Source organism: Veillonella sp. LMAG:90, assembly GCF_008679445.1.
Classification (GTDB): domain Bacteria; phylum Bacillota; class Negativicutes; order Veillonellales; family Veillonellaceae; genus Veillonella_A.
In genome coordinates this window covers 1,350,321-1,371,166 of the sequence record NZ_NAND01000001.1, presented here as the reverse complement: position 1 = coordinate 1,371,166, position 20,846 = coordinate 1,350,321, and the positions used below count along the sequence as shown (strand labels likewise).

Sequence of the window (20,846 nt, the reverse complement as noted above, 5' to 3'; positions counted from 1 at the left end):
ATTTTTATCGCAACTGGAATTCTACATTAACACTTGTAGTCGTACAGATTGGTTCATTACCTCTTCTGGCCGGTTCAAATCGCCAACTACTTACTGCATCCAAGGCAGCCTGATCCAGGGTATCACTACCTGATGAATCATTTATCCAAACAGACTCAACACTTCCGTCAAGGCCTATAGTTAAACCAACGCCAACACTGCCACGCACATTTTGATTGCGAGCCGATCTTGGATATTTTGGTTTGGGCGTATATGTCGGTACCGGCCTATAAAAAGTAGTATCAACCTCCGTACCGTTAGGATCCCCCTGAATGCCGGTTTCTGTACCGGTACCGAAACCGGCAAGACCACCGCTGCCGGAACCACTGCCACCACTATTAAGAGCTGAATCCAAGCCTGCACTTACTACGCCTTGTTGGATTGTTTCCTGCTGTTTAGTAACAATACTATTTTCATTATTACTGGTTAATGGCTCAGAATATTCAGGCAACGCCGTCATAGGCGTTACTGCCGGTAAATTAGCTCCAAAATTTCCACTACCATCACCACCGTCGCCACCGCTATTAGGATTGCCCTTAGGATTAGGATGTTTAATTTCTACATAATCCACCTCAATAATCGATGACATATCATCCGCTTTAGGGATGGCCGGCCATGGCAAAAAAGGAATAACGGTTAATACAACGGCATGAAAAATGAGTGAGGCGACCCAAGGCTTAGTCCACATATTTCGACTATTCATTGAATTCTCTCCTATCTTTCTTCAGCGGCTATAGATACTTTTTGAATCCCTGATTTTTTAGCTGTATCAATAACACTTACTACACGTCCATAATTAACACCCGCATCACCGCGAACAATAATGGCCAGCTCCGGATTTTTACTTTTTTCAGCTTCCAAGCGTGCTTTCAACTGACCTTCCGGAATTCGTTCCTGTTCCAAATAAATGGCTCCGTCCGCCGTTACCGTTATTGGCAATACTTTATCTAAGTTTACTTTAGATGTTGCAGCTTGCGGCAATTGAATAGGAACACTCTTTTGAACAACCATCGTCAACATACTCATCATGAAAAATACCAATAAAAAGAAGATAATATCAATCATAGGTATAATCATCAATTTAGGTTGATGTTCTATTTTCATTGACTTAAGCTTCATGACGTACACCTGCATTCGTATTAATTACATATAAAGAAGCAACATACTCAATATCGGCAATCAATACATTAACACGCTGAGCCAAATATGTATGAATTACCAAAGCCAAAATAGCTACCAATAAACCTGTAGCAGTCGCAATCAAGGCTTCACCGACACCGCCGGTAATAGCAAACGGCTCACCGGATTCGATAGAAAGCACACTAAAAGAACCAATCATACCGACAACAGTACCCAATAGACCTAATAACGGCGATAAGGTAACAATAGTTTCTAAATAATTCAGATATTTCTTTAATTGGAACACTTCGTGCGTAGCAATACTTTCTACCACATCAGCAGCTTTTAAATCTTCAGTACGCTCAACAATAGCCGTTTTAACAATATTACCGGCTACGCCCCCTGCTTCATCACAAAGCGCTTTAGCTTCTTCTAATTGACGAGTACGCAGTAAATTCGGTAATTGTTCTTTTAATAAATCAATATTAGATGATGCCGCCTTGTAACATAAATAACGATTTACACCTATTGTTACGGCTATAATTGAAGCCAGTAAAATAGGATACATAACTAAGCCACCCTTATGAAATAATGCTAAAATTTCCACGATTTTAAATCCTCCTTGATAAACACATCTCACAAAAACTATAAAAAAAGGACACATCTACGAAGATGTGTCCATAATAAAACGAATGTTTATATTATCGCTAATCCCCTTCCCATCGCTCGTAGGTTAAAACGGTGATTCTCCTATAGGCAGTTCTCCTGGCTTAGATTCATCGCTTACCTCGCCTTCCCAGAAAAATCCAGTGGCAATGTGAGGTTTGCTCCTCCGACAGTGGCGGGACCGCATCGGCTTATACCGATTTCCCTATTAAGTCATCTGACACCTATATAATGTACTTTATTAATTATATGATTATAGTATATAAAACTACATAATAGCTGTCAACTGTCCACATCTTCTTTGAATTAAATTAAATAAAAAAGTGTCATTATTTAGTTTTTAAGATAATTTAATACTATATAGTACTCTCAAATACTACATGAGGATATGTATTATCTGCAAAATAATGAACTGATGATTCAACACCATATAGCGTTTTTATAAAATCAACTGTCAATAATTCCTTGGGAGTTCCTTGACCTACCACATGCCCATCTTTAAGAGCTATCAAACGATGACAAAATTTAGCCGCTATATTCAAATCATGAACTGCCATCAAAGTAGTACGCTGTAATTTCTGAATAAGCTCCATTATTTCCAATTGATAGCGAATATCCAAATGATTGGTGGGCTCATCCAAAATTAGACACTCAGTATCTTGTGCCAATGCTCTCGCTAGAATAGTCCGCTGTTGTTCACCACCTGATAACGTATTAAAGCTTTGTTCCGCCTTTTCGAGCAGGCCTACTTTTGCCAAAGCTACTCTAGCCAATTCAAAATCATCTTTAGTATCACGCGACAACAGTTTTTTATAGGGAGCACGCCCCATCAAAACAATATCAATTACTTTAAAATCAAAATTATATATGTTATGTTGTGCCACTACGGCCATTTTTGAAGCTGTATCCCGATAGGATAATTCATCTATTAATTTACCGTCAATCGTAATTTTACCTTCATCCGGTTTTAACGTTCGATACACACACTTGAGAAAGGTGCTCTTACCGCTGCCGTTAGGACCGATAATTCCGAGGATTTCATTATTATATAATTCAATATTAATTCCTCGTAAAATAATCTTCTTACCGACGGACAACTGAATGTTTTGAGTACTAATTTCCATACCTTCACCTTAATTCCCAAATGAATAGGTTCTTTTAACTATTAAAAATACAAAGAACGGTGCCCCAATGACAGAAATAAGAATCCCAATCGGCAATTCTGCATGCGGCAATAAAATCCTACATAAAGCATCCGCTATAACCAAGAATATAGCTCCGACCAATGCCGAAAAAGGAATCAGCTTAATATGACCGGTTCCGACAAATAAACGAACCACATGCGGCACTAAAAGTCCTACAAAACCTATAATACCGGCTGAATATACAGCAAATCCGACAATTAGCGAACTCACTAACAAATGAATCTGTCTATATTTGTTAAGATCATAACCCAAAGTGATAGCCGCTTCATCGCCAACCAACATTAAATTAAGCATTCGACTTTGTAACCACAGAAACAATATAGAGCAAGCCATCACGACAGATAATACTTTTAATACGCCCCACGTTGCTCCGGCCATGCTTCCCATCATCCAAAATGCTATCGATTGCATAGCCTCTTTATTATTTGCAAAATATACAACTAAGCTTGTAAAAGAAGAGCACACTGCGCTCAAAGCTAAGCCTGCCAACAACAATTTAGTGGAATTTGCACGGCCACCCATATTGGCGATGAATATTACGCCTAACGAAATGGCGAAAGCACCCATAAAAGCCATAATGCCAACAGAATTATCACCAAAAGTAAACGAAAGGCCAAACAAAATAGCCACGGTCGCTCCCAATGAAGCTCCCGAAGAAATTCCTAAAATATAGGGGTCCGCTAAAGGATTTCGGACAATAGCCTGCATGACTACACCGCTAACGGCTAAGCCGGCACCGACTAGAGCCGCCATTAAAATTCTTGGGAAACGCAACAACCAAACAATATCATGAATTCCCCCTTGTCCCGGGGCCTCTATAGGCAATGAACTATTCCACCCGTTAACCAACGTCTCCCAAATAACTGAATTCGGTAATCTCACGTTTCCTATGGTGAGAGCTAAAAACATTGCTAACGCCAGTATTATCCCCAAAGTTAAAGCGGCCGTTGTGTATTTAGTTGCCTGTAACCAATTTTTCATGCGGCCCCTCCTTTGCCAATTCCGGATACAATCCATCTACAATAATTTGAATGCCGTCTTTAACCCGTATTCCCGGAGAATAAACGGCATACAACGGTAAAATTTTAATCGAATGATTTTTGACACTGGTTAAACTTTGTAAAGCAGGATTATTGTATAAACGAGCAACTATTTTATCGGCATTCTTATACTCCGACTCTACAATTACAACAAATAATACATCCGGATTCAAAGTTATCAGTTCCTCATAACCGGTACGCTCCTCTTGTGGCAATAAAAGTTCCCCGCCTACTTGTTCAATGATATTACCGGCTAATGTAGTTTCATTGTATAAGCGCAAGTCTTTGCCTTCCAACTCTACAATAAGAGCCAGGGGCTTTTTACCTTGTGAAAGTCCCAGTTCACGACCTTGATTAACCTGTTGCTCCAAACTCTGAACTAATTGTTTGGCTCTCTCTTCTCTATTAACGATTTCACCAATCTGAAGTATATACTCGTACTCTTCCGATAAAGTATGGTTTTTATTAAGCTTACGTCCATAAGAGCTTTGAGCTATATAAGTACCGATTTGCCTATCTTGATAAAACGCAGTATTCCCGAATACACTTCTGCCAAAGGTCGAATACCATCCCAAGATAAAGTCGGGTTCATTATATAAAACACTTTCTTTATCAGGCATCTGCATACTTTTATAAGGTATTTGATTATAGGCCTCACGATATTCAGGTGATATATATTCCGCATCTGGAACACCTATAGCGGCTATAATATCTTTACCTACTCCTAAGGCCAATAATGTTTCAATTGAGTTTTGCCAAACCGCTATAATCCTGTGCGGAGCTCGAGTATATCTAATAGTTTGCTCGGTTCCATCGGACATCAATTGCTTAATCTCTCTTGGATACCCTTCTTCTATTATTTTAGAGTCATACGTAATGCTGTCTCGATTAATACCTCTTTCAAATGCAGTTTCAGATTGTGAGTTTGTTCTACAGGCACTGCTGATAATGCATATGAAAATTAATAGTAAGCACAATGTATATTTCGTACGCAACCGTAGCAAACAACCAACTCCATTTCACATTGCACCGGCTAATAGCAGGAGTAGTAACTTTCACTATTCCTGCTATTACCGTAAAACTTTAGAAAGTATATCTTGTACCAACCATAATTTGACGAGCCGGCATAGCTGAACTACCGATACCATTCCATGCATTATACGATGTTTCGTATGCTTTATTGGTTAAGTTAGTGACAGTTACATAAGCAGTAATATCCTCGTTAAAGCTATAATTTAAGTTCCAATCAAGAATCAAGAAACTATTGGAGCTAAATGCTGTACGACTGGCACCGGTATACCAGTTAGCCAATAACCCGGTATATAATTTTCCACGCTCATAAGAAACATTCATCGTATAATGATTCTTTGGTCGTAAATTATTAATTCCCAAATTGATATCGGTAGAGTTATTATAGCCCCAGGATGGATCTAACGTGTAACCGCTTTTAGCATCCCAACGATCCTTCATATAGGAATAAGCCAAACCGATTCGTAAATTATCATTAACCTGATGATCTACGGTGATATTAAAAGATTGTTTTACTTCTTTAGCATTTACTGCCGTACTGGTGAATTTATCATTCGCTTCATCATAAATCGGAAGTTTGGCGATGGCATTGGACATATCGGTGTAATCATAGTTAACCCCTACGGTTGTTTTTTCATTAAAGGTCTTACTATAACCAACAGTCCAAGCGTTGCCTTTTTCATTTTCAAGTGCAGTTTTATAGATACCACTGGTTGCAGTATAGTCACCACTACGCAATGGTCTGAGTATATTAGTCCAACCAAAATACAAAGTACTGTTATCGTTAAAAAGATACTCTAAATTCAACGCCGGCGTAATAGCATTCGTGTTACCTTTCATATTGGTACTGCCGTTAGCCGACTCTCTTTTATAATCACTATAGTGAGCAAATCGTAATGCCGGTGTAATATCAAAGTTATCATTCACATGGATTTTATCCTGAACATAACCATAAATAGATTTACGCTCTACACGTGAGGTTGTTAGAGAATTATCTCTTTCGATGCGTTTAGAATAATTCTTGGCATTATCATAAGTAACACTGCCAATCATCTCATGCTTACCGAATGCTTTAGCATACTGCAATTGAATACCACGATTTTTTTCTTCATTCCAACTACGCGGTTCGCCGGCTTTACCGCCTGTTTCTTCAACCCATTTATCCAACGCTTCCTTATTGCCTGGAAATGGCGCTAAGTTTTGACTAATCCAATCACGCAACTGTTCATCTGATGCACCGCCCGGAAATGCCAAACGATAAGCATCTCTTAAATCAGCTGCCGTAACACCGGGTTTACGCCAATAATACAAGTCTCGACCTTCATAACGATATTCTTGATTATAGAGGCGAACAAAGCTTTCTAGACCGTTTTCTTCATCACGGTCAAACATAAACATAAATTCATAGTCATTACGTTTAAATTTACTGTAAGAATTATAACCGGCACCATCTAATGCATATAAATTGTGGTATCCGGGATTCTTAACATCACCGGCTAATGTTGAATTGCCAACGAGTACATTGCCTTCACCAAGTTGACCGACTGCTGCATTAAAAATAATGCGATTCCAATCATTTAAATTCCAGTATTTACGACTAGGCGTTGAAATTGGATAGCCATCCTTACCTGCTTTATAGGTATAAGAGAATTTAATACTTTGTTTTTCGTTTAAATCTTTATCTAAGCGGAGATTTACACCATCTTCACGCCATTTAGAGCCACCTAACGTTGCCGTTTCCCCAGTTCCGGAATCACGATATTTTGTATCCTGTGACATGGAGCGCATGCCCGCTACATAGTAACGCAACGGATTTTCGGCATCGGTACTGCCACTATAAGAGAACGAGTAATTATGACGATTCCAAGACCCGGTAGATACATCAATTGTGCCTAGATTTTCATTACCACCTTTTTTGGTAATAATATTAATAACACCGCCTAAAGCGTCCGAACCATATACAGAGGCTCCCGGACCTTTGATGACTTCTATTTTATCCACACTATTAATATTAATTAATTGGTCTATATTTACCCCGGTAGATTTACTTCCGGAAGCGCTTGAACTGGATATTCTCGCACTGGCAGCATTATCAACACGTCAACCGTCAACTAATATAACTACACGCGTATCACCATTAATGGATACCCCGTTATTATAAAATTGATAGCCATATTCACCGCCACGGTATCCCGGATTCTGAAATGTAACGCCCGGAACACGTTTAATAGCCTCGGTTAAATCAGCATAATGGCGCTTTTCAATTTCTTCACTAGTGATTACTTTTACATCACCGCCGGTACGATAATATGACTGTTCCGTTACCGTATCACCAAATTTGTTTTTTGTTTGATCCGCTGTAACAACCACAGTCCCTAAACTATACTCAGTTAAATTTTCATCGAAAGCGGCCTCAACCGGATGATAATTTCCTGCCATCCCAATAAGATACATTGCTACCATAATTACCAAGCGTTGATGTCTACGCATAAAAAACCTCCTAAATTCCTAAACACCTAAATCCCAAAATACCTAATCACAATACAAAAGAGCAACTAATCCACCTAATTCAAAAATACTTTGTAACTTCATCCTTTCTTATAAATGATATTTTTAATATTTACCCCTATCAAAACAAAACTCAAAAGGCCACACACAATACCTATATACACACCGATTTGCCCAAATAGAGGTAAAAATAAATAACCACAGTTTAAAATAAAAGTTCCCCAACCAAACGAATAACGATTGTTCATAACGATCTGTACACGTCTAAGCGGTTTTATGAATAATAACAGCAATAAAGCACAACTCAAGCCTAAATAAATAAGCCATATGATTTCTAACGCCGGATGCCCATGATTCTTAAAATGTAAATCCACCCCTACTGCCAAAATACTCATATACCATGGTGGCGAGGTTATGTAAGAAATAAACTCCGAACTCTTATAAGCCCACACCCACAAATCGTCAGCCACAAAATATCCCTGATATGCATTTTGTAATTCAGACTTATCAATCAAACGCAGGTGATAAGTACTTGTAGCCGGCTTGGACAAATCCTTTCCGGATGGAATATCTAACGATAAAATCTCTTTATCCGGGTACTTATTCCTTACTAAGTCAAAAATGTCCAAATACGTATAAACAGATTCCGTATTTTGCTGTGACGCAAAATACGCTTCTGCCCCTGCCGCACTATCAGCATAATAAGCCCGTGAAAAATAAGAATGACCTATCAACAAAATGCCTGAAATAAATAAAATAATGCAATAAGGCGAGACTATAATTCCTAGGAATGTATGTAGCGAATACGTGCCTCGTTTCGGCGAAAGATTAATTTTTTTATAAATTTTATAGCCTGCAAAACACGTTACTAAGCTAACCAAACTAAACAGCAATAATAAAATACGACCCATATCGCCCAATAAAAAATTACTGTGGAATCTGGCTAAGGTTCTTACAATTACAGCCGTATAGTCCATATCAACATGGCGTGGTACCATCTGATTATTTGCCGGAATGAACCGACCATCTCGAATATAGTAATGATAACGAATAATTTCCTTATTATTCTTTTCGGTAAAACGAAAAGAAATTAAAGAGGTCTCCGGTCGAATTGCCATAGATCGCAACGTGTAATTAGGATGTTCGGCCAATATTGTATTAATCTGATTTTGGCTATTATTCCACATGGAAATCTCATGGGCAGAGTACATTTCTTTTTCAATATTTGAGAAAGAAAAGCCTCTAAGCATAATAACTAACCCGGAAAAGCATAGTAAGAAAAATACAATGCCCCCTATATAACCCGTGTATTTATGAATCTTATACCATTGTTTCATATAAAACTCCATAAAAGACCCTCGATCTGTAGTGACCCCAAAAAGTTAGACTTTTATTTCCGAGAAGCCTGAATAGGTTTCTCGGAATTTTTTATGCTACTGTATTCTTTAAGCGATACTTTACCGGACTTAGCCAATTCAACTTCTCTTTTATTCGTTTTTCATTGTAATAGAGTATATATTGAGTAAGTGCTGTTTCTAATTCCTTGTAGCTATGAAATGTTTTTCCATAATACATTTCTTGCTTCAAAATTGAAAAGAAGTTTTCCATAGGCGAATTGTCATAGCAATTTCCTTTTCTGGACATACTCTGGAAGATATTATTATTCTTTAAGAGCCTTTGATATTCTTTCATTTGATACGCCCAGCCTTGATCAGAGTGAAATGTTCGTCTATATTTAGCATCCTCTGTTATTTTAATAGCTTTTCTTTGTGCCATTAAAATACCAGATGCTGAAGGTGCCGGTGAAATACTGAAACTTAGTATTTCAAGATTATATAGGTCCATAAATGGATCTAAATACAATTTTCTTGTTATTAATTCTCCATCAGCTCCCACCTCATAATACTTGAATTCAGTTGTATCTGTTGTGATCTTTTGATGGGGGTATATACATTCAAATTTACGGTGAATTCGATTGGGAGCAACCGTACCTTTTTTGCCTTTGTAGGAGTTGTATTTTCTGCTTTTGCGAGAATATGTAGTAATTTGAAGTTTAAACTTTTTAATGATACGCTGCAGTTTCTTTTTATTAATTACTATCCCTTTAAGTTTTAATAAGGGTAATAACCGTCTATATCCATAATTGGGATTGGTTTTTCGAATCTCTTCAATTTCTATTTTTATTGCTAAATCTGGATCTTCACGAGTGAACCTCTTTTGCCAATACATATAAGTAGCCTTAGGAAAATTTAATGCCGCAAGAATCTCCTTTAATGTGAACTCTCTTCGGAGGCCGTTGATGATTCTTGCGATTTTTTCATTTCTCGAGCTTCCTCGAGTCGCAGCCTCCTCAGTTCTTTTAAATAGGCATTCTCTATTTGAGCATAGCGCAATTGTTTTTCCAGTTCTAAAATTCGTTGTTGCTCAGGTGTTAATTTAGATAGTTCTTTTTGACTAATACGTATAGGTTTCTTAGGCTTGGATTGCTTAGTCTCAGATTTCTTCATAGTGGGTGGCCGTCCTTTAGGTCGTTCAACAAAGGCATTTACACCATCTTTTATATACTCTGATTTCCATCGAGCAATTAATGTTGGATTATTAATTCCGTACTGTAAAGCTATTTGTTGATAAGATAAGATACTTGTTAAGTACAACTCTACCACAGATTGCTTAAACTCAGAAGTATATTTAGTCTTAGATTTTCTTTCTTTAAGTCCTTCCACACCAAATGCTTGATAATTTTTTATCCATCTTTTGACCTGAGAATATGATTTGACTCCATATTTTTTTGCTAGAGTTCTGCCACCGCCTTCTCCATTTAAATATGCTGTAACAACTTTTAGCTTAAATTTAAAACTATATTTTGACATGAAAAAACCGACCTCCTTAAAATTAGATTTTTAGGTCTAACTTTAAGGGGGCGGTTCAATCATGATAGATTGAGGGTCTTTTTTAAATCGTCTAGTACTCGTAACGAACACTTAATGTATAGGTACGACCAGCAGTTGCCTCATTATCATAGAATTCACGGTCAAATATATTATCAATACTAAATTTAACTGTAAAATCAGGGGTAACGCGATACCCAACACTGGTATTCACTAAGAAATAGCCGTCATAAGCACCGTATTCGCCGGCTGCTGCCGTAGAGCTTTGGCGTGCACTAACATATTGCATATCTAACAAACCGGTCCATTTTTCCTTGTCATAAGCCAAACCGGCATGGAAGATATGTTTCGGTACAGAATAATCAACTGCATTGCTATAGCCTGATTTATTAGTATCCTCTAATTTCGGACCACTAACTTTACCCGACTGCCAAGCATAGTTAACGTATGAGGTTAAATTATCTGTAAATTTATGCTCGTAATTAAGTTCAATACCGCGTCGTTTTTCTACGCCGTAATTTATGTATTGCTTATATTCTGTAGTACTTGTCCCCGGCAAGTAGAAATAGGTATACTCAATTTTGTCCTTGGTTTTAACATTATATAAGGAGATATCCACTGAATCTCGATCCGTCAACTGGCGTTTCATCCCTAATTCCCAGGTTTTGGAAGTTTCAGGATCTAAGCCCGGATTTGGAATAACATTACCCATACCGGAACCGCCATAACGATAAATATATACTAATGGTGGTGGATTAAACGACTCACCATAAGACATATAATAATTTGTACTTTCATTAGCTTTATATTCTAATGAAACTTTAGGACTTATATGATTATATGTTTTACCCTCGGATGTGGTATCATAACCGTTTTTACCACTGGCCCAGAATGTACCGTCACCTTTTTTATAACGATCATAACGTGCCCCAACAAATAAAGACCATTCATCATCAAATTTATACTCATCTTGTACAAATACAGCCAGATTGCTTATTTTACCTTCATCTTGTGCATATTGATTAATAATGGAGTTTTTGTTATGCCACGAAGAAAGATTATAACGCTTCTGAATCATTTCTTCCGTATGATAAGAGGCACCGGCATTAATGGTATGCTTTCCTATATCTCGCCATGTTTTTTCAACTTCGTACGTAAATTTCTTCCCTGGATGGAGAGAATAATCACCGGCCCCGGTCCAATCAACATTTTTATAGGAACTAGGTACAGTAGGTGATGTAAAACCATCAACCTTATCATGCGTATAACTTGCACGCGCCAAGAAATCATTTGCCGTATCACGATATGTCAAAATATGGGTATCACGTTTATTTTCATTATCATAGCCTAAGAAATTTTTAGGAGATAAAGAAATAATTTTATTTGTTCCGACCTGAACATTGCCAGACCATACAGGGTTTCCTTTAGTATCATGTACATAAGTAAATGGATTACTATAAGAGGATTCACTATTAATTCGATTATAGCTATAAACTAAAGATTTAGATTCATCAAAATTGTACCCAATTTTAAAGCCGTAATTTTCATGTTCCCATTCTTTCTCACCACGACCACCGTATATATAAGTACCATTACTTAACTGTGGTAAATCGGCACTAATAGATGCTGTACCTTTTTTTGGTGCAAGCGATCGATAAAATCCTTTATAGCCATCAGAGGAGCGTTTTTCATAAGTAACCCCTAAACTCCATTTGTCTGATAAACGAGAATTAACCGACACGGCTTTTTTCCAAGTATTATAGCTACCATAGGATACATCTGCCACTACAGAAGTTCCATATTCCGGTGCACCTTTAGTCGTAATATTAATAACACCGGCAACCGCATGACCACCGTATAAAGAGGATGCGCCACCGCGCAATACTTCAATACGTTCAATATTCGAAATTGGAATCATATTAAAATTTACAGTTCCGTTATAAGTATTATTTTGTTGAACTCCATCAACTAATACCAAAATATCTGTAGAACTCATACCACGCATAGTCAAACTGCCTTGCGCACTTTGGTCAATAAAAATACCCGGCAAAAACTGTAAAGCTTCTTGAACCGACGAAATATTCTTGTCAGCTATATCTTTTGAGGTAATAACGCTTACACTGGCCGGCACATTAGCAATAGTTTGCTCCGTTTTTGTCGCAGTTACGACCACTGTCCCTAAGTCATAATCAGTAACCACATCTTCGGCCTGTACACCAACACAGCTCAAAATACTACCACAGCATGCCAATACTGCCGCTCGTACTAACAATCCCTGACCTTTCATAATACCCTCCTAATAAAATTACCCTAAATTACTTCTGTCCAAGAAAATGGGGGCAGATCATAATCAGTTAATAGATTTATTTTTTTTACTATTCCTCTTCTTTTAACACTACCTCACCTAATGCTAACTCAAGGTTCTTAGTAATCCCTTCATAATCCATTAACTTATAAAAAAACATATCTACTTCAATCTTGAAATAGATATGCTACATGACCTTTGCCATAATCGCCTCTCTATCGCTCGTAGATTAAAACGGAGATTATAAATAGGCAGGTCTCCTGGCTTAGATTCATAGCGCCTCTCGCCTTCCCGGAATATCCAGTGGCAACATGAGATTAGCTCCTCTTACAGTGACGGGATCGCATCGGCTTATACCGATTTCTCTATTAAGTCTAAATCGACACCTATAAATATGTATAAAATTTCTTCATGTACATTATATATTTACTTTTCCACCTTGTCAATCTTAATTCAAAACAAATATTAATCATGCTATACCCTCTATTGTATACTAAAACTCCTTTATTTCATAGGGTTTTATGGCTTATCATCGTTAATTTTTATATTTAAACATATTATTCTAAACAGTATTTTTATACAAAAAACCTTAAAACAAAAGATTTTTTACTTTAAGGTTTCATCTTATAGTTAAACTCTATTTATTTTTTTAATAATATTTTTAATCAAAATAACTATACTCTAATATAATAATTTACTGCAAATACTCAACTAAAAATCTTCAAAAGCCGCTAACAATTCTTTCGTGTATTTTTCTTTAGGATGCCGATAAAGTAATTCTGTCGGTTGTAATTCAATCAACCGGCCTTCGCGCATAATTCCGATACGATTACAAATTACGCGTAACAAATCTAAATCATGCGAGATAAACAGACAAGCTAAAGATCGTTCCTTTTGAATATCTTTTAAAATAGAAATAATCTGTGCTTGCACCGATACGTCAAGCATCGATGTCGGTTCATCCAATAAAAGAATCTTCGGATTTAATAACAGTAACCTGGCAAGACAAATACGCTGTAATTCTCCGCCGGAAAGTTGATGCGGATATCTGGAAAGTAACTCTTTACGAAGTTGTACTTTCTCTAAAACATCCTCTATACTATGCTTTAAATTAATATCTTGATTCTTATGGATACGAATCGGTTCTTCAATAGACTCTTTGATTGTCATGCGAGGATTTAAAGACGAAGTCGGATTTTGAAAAACTAACTGCATATCTTCTCGCATTTTTTTATTCTCATTTGCCGACATTTGCGATATTACTTTTCCGTTTAATAGAATTTCTCCCTGATCTGGCTTTAAAAGTTGCATGATAATTCTAATTAATGTGGACTTCCCGGCCCCACTGGTTCCCGCCAAACCAAGAATCTCATTCTCTTCTACCGAAAAAGAAATATCTTTTAAAACCTTGAAGATTCTTTTATTAATAAAGCCTGTTGTGAAACTTTTAGAGATATTCCTTATTTCCAATACACTCATACTATTTACTCCATTCACAACGCACTTGATGGGAAGAAGATAAATTCTTCATAACTTGATCTTTTTCGCATATGTCTAACTCATAATACTTGCAACGATTTTTAAAAATACAACCATTGGGAATGTTATGCAAATCAGGTGGTAACCCCGGAATCGATTTTAACCTATATCTTGGTTGTGCTTCTAAAAAACTGATAGTATAAGGATGTTTGGGCTCTTTAAATACTTCTTCACAAGTACCGTATTCAAGAATTTCTCCCGCATACATAATCCCAATATAATCTGCTAGTTTTTCTGCTAAACGGATATCATGAGTAATGAATAAAATACTAACACCGCTCTCATCTCGAAGATCACGGAATAACTGACAAATTTCGCGCCGCACAAAAGCATCCAAACCTTTAGTCGGTTCATCCGCAATTATCCACCCGGGGTGTGGCATCGCCATCATAGCTGCTAATACACGTTGAGCCATCCCACCGGATAATTCACCGGGATATTTATCATATACCGCTTCCGCATTAGGCAAGCCAAACCGCTTTAATTGTTCAATCCCCTTTGCTTTTTCAGCGGAATAAGAAGTCTTATTTCTGTAACAGGTTGATTCAACGACTTGTTTACCTACCCTTTGCATAGGATCCATAGCAGTAATAGGATCTTGTGCAATCCATCCTATCCGGGTACCTCGGGTCATATTCCATTCCGCTTCTGATTGTGCCAATAAATTCTGATTTTTTAAATAAATTTTACCGGTCACAACAGCAGATTCATCCAAAAGCCCCATAATCGCTGACCCCATTATAGATTTCCCACTTCCCGACTCGCCCACCAAAGCCGTTATTTTACCTGAAACTAATCTGAAATTTACATTGCGAAGCACTCGAGTAAGCCCCTGTTCTGACGGATATGCAACTGATAAGTCATCAATAATAATATCTTCCATCATAACATTTTCCTTTCTCCGGCATTACTCAACTGCAAATGTTCACGCAAAAAATCACCAATCAAATTTATACTCATACAAAAAAGTGTTATTGCCATACCCGGTGCCAATATCATCAACGGATAACTCCTAAAATAAGTCCGGGCATCACTAATCATAACACCCCAATCGGCAATTGGCGGTGGTACCCCCAGGCCCAAATAAGATAAAGCAGATGCTGATAAAAGAGAGGTACCGATTCTAAGAGTCAGTAAAACAACGATTAAAGGAAAAATATTGGGCAATATATATCTTCTCAGAATATAAGAATTACCGGCACCCAAACTTTTTATGCCAATAATATAGTTTTCATTTCGAAGATGTATTACCTCACTTCGCACAATACGTGAAAATCCGGTCCATGAAGTAATCGTTACCGCTATAATTAAACGGGCATCATTTTCCGGTAATACGGCCGCAATAGCAATCATAAAGCTCATACCGGGCAACCCTTGAAACAGACTGACCAAAGCTTGTATACCTTGATCTATGCGTCCACCGTAATAGCCACCAATCATTCCCAATATCAATCCTACTAGCATAGTACAACAAGCTGCTACGGTCGCAAAAACAACTGATGTTCTTGCACCATAAATCATGCGTGATAAAATATCACGACCTAATGCATCTGTTCCTAACCAATGTTTGTATGAACTCCATTCCAAAATTTCTTCAGTATTTACCTCCGTAGGATTATAAGGTGAAATCCATGGTGCCATTACGGCGCAAAAGATTGTTCCCAATACTATAGCAAAAGCTAATAGATATAAAGGATGTACAGAGCGGAAAACCTTCATCAATCGCCACCTCGTCCCTTAGGATTTAATACATAATAACTCAAATCGACTAAATAATTGAAAACAAGGAATATCGTACCACTTACAATCACATAGCCCTGTATAACGGGGTAATCTCGCCCCCATATGGCAGCCAGTACATAACTGCCCATCCCGGGAATAGAAAATAAATCTTCAATTATTACCGAGCCGCCTAGAATGGTGCCGAAATAAGTACCAATCATAGTTATAACCGGCATAAATGAATTAGGCAACACATGATGTAGTAAGATATATCGCATAGGAAAACCTTTAGCGCGTAAAGTCTGAATAAAAGGTTTTTCCAATACAGATATAATTGTCGTTTGTTGTAATCGTATTACGGCCGCTATCGTACCGGCCGCCAAAACAAAGGAGGGCATTATCATATGAGTTATGTCGCCATATCCACTTGATGGCAATATGTGAAGTTCCTCGGAAAAAATCAACATAAAAATGATTGCTAACCAAAAGCTGGGAACTGATATAAAAAGCAATATAAAAATTCGTACTAAAAATTCAGATTTTTTATTTTTATATCTGGCAGACCATACACCAAAAGGAATACCCAAAAACAATACCCATGCCATTGCCCATAAGGATAAATGAAAGGTAACCGGGAATCGTCTCAAAATCTCAGCTAACACCGGCTTTTGAGTTAAATAAGATATGCCGAAATCACCTTTTAATGCATGAATAAGCCAGTTTAAATATTGTTGCCATATAGGCTGATCTAACCCCAATAAATGACGCATAGCCGCCAAATCTTCAACAGTTGGTTCCGTTGAACCATCCATTGTCAATAATGTTAATGCCGGATCACCGGGAGCAATAATGCCAAGCAAAAAAGAAATGATAGAGAGACCTATAAGAAACGGCAAAATTATAAGAAGCCTTTTTGCTGCATAAACGAAAAAAGCAATCATTTCACATCTCCCTCTCCTACCCAAGATACTTTATCTAATGTAATACCATATACGACAGCATCATATCCGGATAACTTTTTATTGCTCACAGCCAGGTTTTGATCTTCAAAAAGCGGTACTACCGCGGGATGTTCAACTAACTGATTCAAAATATCGGTATATATTTGAGCACGGTCTTCAATATTATATGTACCAACTAACTTTTCAAAATCCGCATCTATTTGAGGATTGGAATATCCGAAACTACTAGCTTTATTAGTAGGGCCTTTAGTATCAAAAAATTCATACAATAAAGAGGTTGGATCAAGATTCCCCAAACCTCTGGTTCCTATTGATAAATCATAATTTCCCATAGCCATAGCCTTACGGGCTGTCATTCCATCCATCAAAACAATCTCAGTATCTAACCCCAATACCTTTAATTCTGCCTGAATAAATTCAGAAATAACCTTATACGGATATCTTGCGGCGCCATATTGCGGAATTAAAAAGACTATCTTTTGACGCTTTCCTTGTAATACCTCATCCACTAATTTTTTTGCTTCTTCTAAATTTTTTTCAGGCGGATAAACTTTTGAAAAAGGATTAGTGCTATTCAAAAAATTCCTCGTTGGTGTGCCATAGCCTCTAAAATAATGACGAACAATTTGTTCTCGATCAATCACTAAATTTAGAGCCATTCTCATACGTTCACCATTAAAAGGATATCTGGTTCCATTTACTGATAGATAATGTGATATTGTTGATTTTGCACTATTTACTTGAAAACGACCGTCACGCATAAGATCTTCAGCCATTATAGGCGTGACGCCACCTAAATCCAATACACCAAAAATCTCTTCTGATTTTAATGCCGAATATCTGGCTTCCGGCGAAGTTATTACGCGAACCCGTATACGTTTTGCCTTAGCCTTTTCACCATAATACTCATCAAATCGTTCCAATACAGTATAATTATCTGCTTTTCTTTCAACAATCTTAAACGGTCCGGTTCCCTTAGCTATATCAATAAAATCGCCACTTTCTTTATCAAAAGAAGAAGGGCTGAACATACAACTCCCCCATCCCGCCATTCGATATATTAACATAGGAACCGGTTTTTCAAAATATAAATGAACCGTATACGCATCATCGGCTTCATATTTAATTAATCCCGGATAAATGCGACTAACCTGATAGCCATAAAACGTTGAAGGCTTATAGCCCATATGAGTGATTCGATAAAAATTCGCTAATACAGCTTCCGCATTAAAATCACTTCCATCGTGGAATTTTACCCCTTTTTTCAGATGAAAAATCCATTCGGTCTTACTTTCGTTAGACTCCCAAGATTCTGCAAGCATAGGTTTTATTTTTCCATCATCCGAAATACCTACCAAAGATTCCCACGTTTTTAAAATAACACTTGAATAATACGGATCCTTATTTCCCGGAGCCAGATCTCTTGCGGCAGCCAATACAATTTCAGGTTCTTCTGTCGATTGTTGATTACCACACCCGCTTAGTATAAACCCTATACATAAAAGGACGCACAACAACAGATACATTCTGTTTATTAACCGTTTCAAAAAATCACCTCCGGGAATAACAGTTTATTATATTTCTACCGTAGCAGATAACATAAATGTACGCGGCATAGATAAGCCAAAAGTGGTTGAACTACCTCGTCCAATCCAATAGTCTCTATTAGTAACATTATAAACCATAGCTTTAAATGTAACCGGAACATCAGAAATAACAGTGCTGTAATCAACGCCCAAGTCCAATACTGCATATGACGGGATTCTGGTAGCTCCGGTCGGTGATTTACTATTATCAATAAAAGCTTCGCCAACCCAATTCAAACGACTGATTATATTCCACTGCTCATTAGGTGCGTAAGTGGCACCAATAACCCCACTCCATTTAGCGGCACCGTTAATAAATTTTCCGTCAGCCGTACCACCATTAGTTTTTTCTCGTTTACCATTCATATATAAAAGCCCGCCGGTAACGGTCCATTTATCGGCCGGTTGACCATTAACAGTCCATTCCCAACCTTTGTAATTATCACGGCCATCGGCAACTCGATGATATAAGCCATTGTCCAATTCTTTATCAATCAAGCTTTCAGTGTCAATATCAAAATAAGCAAGTGTCGTAAAGATATTTTCGAAATTATATTTTATCCCTATTTCACGCTGCTTGCTGGTAGATGGAGCCAAGGTATCCCCCGCATTATCATAAATTCGTGACCCATTTACAACCACGGCACCTCGCGACAAACTTTCAGTTTGGCTAGCATAAATTGCAATATCATTATTTGGTTTATAAGTCACGCCAAAAGTAGGTAGCCAATCATCATTTTTAATATCTTGCCCTGTTCTCAATTTATTTTGGAAATTTTCATGCTTATGAGAAGCTGCTAACAATACATCCCACTTACCATAACTAAGCGAGTCTGCAATAGTAACACCGGTATTTATTTCATTCCACGATAATTTTGCATAACGTAATGCAGGTATTGCAAAGTTTGGTGAATAAATTGTTCCGGTATAAATATTACCACCGATTGTTCCTCTTGTTCCATTGTTTGAATCATTCCAATATTTCGCCCAAGAACGGTCAATCGCTATTGAGGCTTGATGTTTTACTGCTCCGGTTTCAAAGTTACCTCTAATACCTGTTTGGAAATAAGTATTCAATCCACTTTCATTTTGAGCATTAGCTACGTTAGACGACAAGAAATTCCCCTTTTCATCAAAGCTTAGAGCTGAACTGGAATTATATTTATTGCCACTTCTTAATGAATGACCTATATTAGTGAACCAACTAACGTCTTTATTGATTTGCTTCTCATGATTGAAGGTATACATCCAACCATGCATCCATTTAGTTGTACCTTTATAATCATAAGGAATATTCGAATCCGGAGCACTTGGTAACTCAGTACCATTACCACCATATGTAAACCATCGTTGTCCCTCATTAACACGAAGGTCAAAATGCCCAATAAAAAGATTCGTAAAACTTGTCTTTCCTTGTCTATCTAAATTAAGAAAAATATTCTTTTCATTTTTCTCGGCACCTTTTAGTGATAATTCACCGGTCATATACTCGCCCATAACTCGGACGCCCCATTCATTATTATTGCCAAATCTACGGCCAATATCAATAAATTCACCAAGGTTACTTCTGCCGGAAAAGGTCTGCGTATAACTTACTTTAGGTTTATCTGTAGCTCTTTTGGTAACAATATTAATAGTGCCCGGAGCTGGTGTCGCACCACTATTAGTACCGTTATTTGACATACTAACACCATTGACGGCTGCATTTGGGCCTGAGGTTATATCAATCCGATCAATATAGTGAGTAATAGGTCCGTTAAATTGATAAAACAAACTTGGAACTCCATTCAACATCATATGATTACCGTTCATATTAATACCGCGCATAGAAAAGTCAGTATACATCGGCGATGTCGTGCTTGTTCTGATAGAAGGATTATTTAAAAGTACATTGGCAAGCGGCTGAGTCGGATCGTCAAACTTTTTTAACATTTTTTCAGTCATAGACATTTCACTATACGGAATGTCCATAAGACTTTGTTTCCCCAAAATCCCTAACTTTGCATTTTCATTAACAAGACCACCCGGTAATGCATCTTCATTATTACTATTTTTAGAAGCAATTACATAAACGGTATCCAATGGAGAATCGCTTTCGGCTGCTATCGCCGTAGGCATAATTGAACCGATAAAACCCAATGCAAGCAAACCTGACACTGATTTATGAATAGTTTTTTTCATTAGTAGTATCTCCCTAAAATTACTAGTCCGAATATTAGAAAAGCAAGGAATTTAATA

The 20,846-nt window shown here is 37.4% G+C and carries 16 protein-coding genes, 1 pseudogene and 2 riboswitches; all 17 genes and pseudogenes read right to left on the bottom strand.

The features are described from left to right. Positions 1-4: 4 nt before the first annotated feature. The 17 genes and pseudogenes from CCC71_RS06025 to CCC71_RS05945 all read right to left on the bottom strand — a co-directional run bounded on the left by CCC71_RS06025 (position 5) and on the right by CCC71_RS05945 (position 20,789). Positions 5-742, bottom strand: coding sequence for an energy transducer TonB (locus tag CCC71_RS06025; protein ID WP_296333246.1), 738 nt, complete (start codon positions 740-742; stop codon positions 5-7). Positions 743-753: 11 nt separating this feature from the next. After that, complete coding sequence (locus CCC71_RS06020) at positions 754-1,158, bottom strand: ExbD/TolR family protein (protein WP_021842484.1); 405 nt, start codon at positions 1,156-1,158, stop codon at positions 754-756. Further along, positions 1,148-1,765: a MotA/TolQ/ExbB proton channel family protein gene (locus CCC71_RS06015; protein WP_021842485.1), complete on the bottom strand. Its 618-nt coding sequence runs from the start codon at positions 1,763-1,765 to the stop codon at positions 1,148-1,150. The genes CCC71_RS06020 and CCC71_RS06015 overlap by 11 nt, the downstream gene beginning before the upstream one ends. A gap of 131 nt (positions 1,766-1,896) precedes the next feature. Next, a riboswitch (cobalamin riboswitch) is annotated at positions 1,897-2,067 on the bottom strand. 113 nt (positions 2,068-2,180) lie between these two features. After that, the gene (locus CCC71_RS06010) at positions 2,181-2,948 is read right to left on the bottom strand and encodes an ABC transporter ATP-binding protein (RefSeq protein ID WP_296333242.1); all 768 of its coding nucleotides are present in this window, start codon (positions 2,946-2,948) and stop codon (positions 2,181-2,183) included. Between the two features lie 9 nt (positions 2,949-2,957). Then, entirely contained in the window at positions 2,958-4,010 is a 1,053-nt protein-coding gene (locus tag CCC71_RS06005; protein ID WP_156705761.1) for a FecCD family ABC transporter permease, read from the bottom strand. Further along, complete coding sequence (locus CCC71_RS06000; protein ID WP_295243829.1) at positions 3,985-5,073, bottom strand: ABC transporter substrate-binding protein; 1,089 nt, start codon at positions 5,071-5,073, stop codon at positions 3,985-3,987. The genes CCC71_RS06005 and CCC71_RS06000 overlap by 26 nt, the downstream gene beginning before the upstream one ends. A gap of 79 nt (positions 5,074-5,152) precedes the next feature. Continuing rightward, complete coding sequence (locus CCC71_RS05995; RefSeq protein ID WP_366375378.1) at positions 5,153-6,877, bottom strand: TonB-dependent receptor domain-containing protein; 1,725 nt, start codon at positions 6,875-6,877, stop codon at positions 5,153-5,155. 165 nt (positions 6,878-7,042) lie between these two features. Beyond that, a pseudogene (locus CCC71_RS05990) lies at positions 7,043-7,537 on the bottom strand (TonB-dependent receptor plug domain-containing protein); the annotation flags it as partial. A gap of 149 nt (positions 7,538-7,686) precedes the next feature. Further along, the gene (locus tag CCC71_RS05985) at positions 7,687-8,943 is read right to left on the bottom strand and encodes a PepSY-associated TM helix domain-containing protein (protein ID WP_164726550.1); all 1,257 of its coding nucleotides are present in this window, start codon (positions 8,941-8,943) and stop codon (positions 7,687-7,689) included. A 91-nt stretch (positions 8,944-9,034) separates the two neighbouring features. Then, positions 9,035-10,476, bottom strand: a protein-coding gene (locus tag CCC71_RS05980) for an IS3 family transposase (RefSeq protein ID WP_295245739.1) whose coding sequence is annotated in 2 segments (ribosomal slippage) — positions 9,035-9,969 and positions 9,969-10,476 — 1,443 coding nt in all. Because the reading frame shifts where the segments join, the coding sequence is not laid out codon by codon here. A 91-nt stretch (positions 10,477-10,567) separates the two neighbouring features. Further along, a complete protein-coding gene (locus tag CCC71_RS05975; protein WP_296333238.1) occupies positions 10,568-12,781 on the bottom strand; it encodes a TonB-dependent receptor in 2,214 nt (737 codons plus the stop codon). Between the two features lie 251 nt (positions 12,782-13,032). Further along, a riboswitch (cobalamin riboswitch) is annotated at positions 13,033-13,204 on the bottom strand. A 306-nt stretch (positions 13,205-13,510) separates the two neighbouring features. After that, on the bottom strand, positions 13,511-14,278 hold the full coding sequence (locus tag CCC71_RS05970; RefSeq protein WP_226974647.1) for an ABC transporter ATP-binding protein: 768 nt from the start codon (positions 14,276-14,278) through the stop codon (positions 13,511-13,513). Position 14,279: 1 nt separating this feature from the next. Continuing rightward, on the bottom strand, positions 14,280-15,224 hold the full coding sequence (locus CCC71_RS05965; protein WP_296333235.1) for an ABC transporter ATP-binding protein: 945 nt from the start codon (positions 15,222-15,224) through the stop codon (positions 14,280-14,282). Beyond that, on the bottom strand, positions 15,221-16,057 hold the full coding sequence (locus CCC71_RS05960) for an ABC transporter permease (protein ID WP_226974649.1): 837 nt from the start codon (positions 16,055-16,057) through the stop codon (positions 15,221-15,223). Before CCC71_RS05960 ends, CCC71_RS05965 begins: the two co-directional genes overlap by 4 nt. Further along, the gene (locus tag CCC71_RS05955; protein WP_021840536.1) at positions 16,057-17,001 is read right to left on the bottom strand and encodes an ABC transporter permease; all 945 of its coding nucleotides are present in this window, start codon (positions 16,999-17,001) and stop codon (positions 16,057-16,059) included. The genes CCC71_RS05960 and CCC71_RS05955 overlap by 1 nt, the downstream gene beginning before the upstream one ends. Beyond that, a complete protein-coding gene (locus tag CCC71_RS05950; RefSeq protein WP_021840537.1) occupies positions 16,998-18,569 on the bottom strand; it encodes an ABC transporter substrate-binding protein in 1,572 nt (523 codons plus the stop codon). Before CCC71_RS05950 ends, CCC71_RS05955 begins: the two co-directional genes overlap by 4 nt. 27 nt (positions 18,570-18,596) lie before the next feature. Continuing rightward, positions 18,597-20,789, bottom strand: a complete 2,193-nt coding sequence (locus CCC71_RS05945) for a TonB-dependent receptor (protein WP_226974651.1) — start codon at positions 20,787-20,789, stop codon at positions 18,597-18,599. Positions 20,790-20,846: the final 57 nt, after the last annotated feature.

Coding starts and splice junctions, on each gene's coding strand:
- CCC71_RS06010 (WP_296333242.1), bottom strand. CDS start 2,948: ATGGAAATTAGTACTCAAAACATTCAGTTGTCCGTCGGTAAGAAGATT.
- CCC71_RS05970 (WP_226974647.1), bottom strand. CDS start 14,278: ATGAGTGTATTGGAAATAAGGAATATCTCTAAAAGTTTCACAACAGGC.
- CCC71_RS05945 (WP_226974651.1), bottom strand. CDS start 20,789: ATGAAAAAAACTATTCATAAATCAGTGTCAGGTTTGCTTGCATTGGGT.
- CCC71_RS06005 (WP_156705761.1), bottom strand. CDS start 4,010: ATGAAAAATTGGTTACAGGCAACTAAATACACAACGGCCGCTTTAACT.
- CCC71_RS05955 (WP_021840536.1), bottom strand. CDS start 17,001: ATGATTGCTTTTTTCGTTTATGCAGCAAAAAGGCTTCTTATAATTTTG.
- CCC71_RS05965 (WP_296333235.1), bottom strand. CDS start 15,224: ATGATGGAAGATATTATTATTGATGACTTATCAGTTGCATATCCGTCA.
- CCC71_RS06020 (WP_021842484.1), bottom strand. CDS start 1,158: ATGAAGCTTAAGTCAATGAAAATAGAACATCAACCTAAATTGATGATT.
- CCC71_RS05995 (WP_366375378.1), bottom strand. CDS start 6,877: ATGTCACAGGATACAAAATATCGTGATTCCGGAACTGGGGAAACGGCA.
- CCC71_RS05975 (WP_296333238.1), bottom strand. CDS start 12,781: ATGAAAGGTCAGGGATTGTTAGTACGAGCGGCAGTATTGGCATGCTGT.
- CCC71_RS05985 (WP_164726550.1), bottom strand. CDS start 8,943: ATGAAACAATGGTATAAGATTCATAAATACACGGGTTATATAGGGGGC.
- CCC71_RS06025 (WP_296333246.1), bottom strand. CDS start 742: ATGAATAGTCGAAATATGTGGACTAAGCCTTGGGTCGCCTCACTCATT.
- CCC71_RS05960 (WP_226974649.1), bottom strand. CDS start 16,057: ATGAAGGTTTTCCGCTCTGTACATCCTTTATATCTATTAGCTTTTGCT.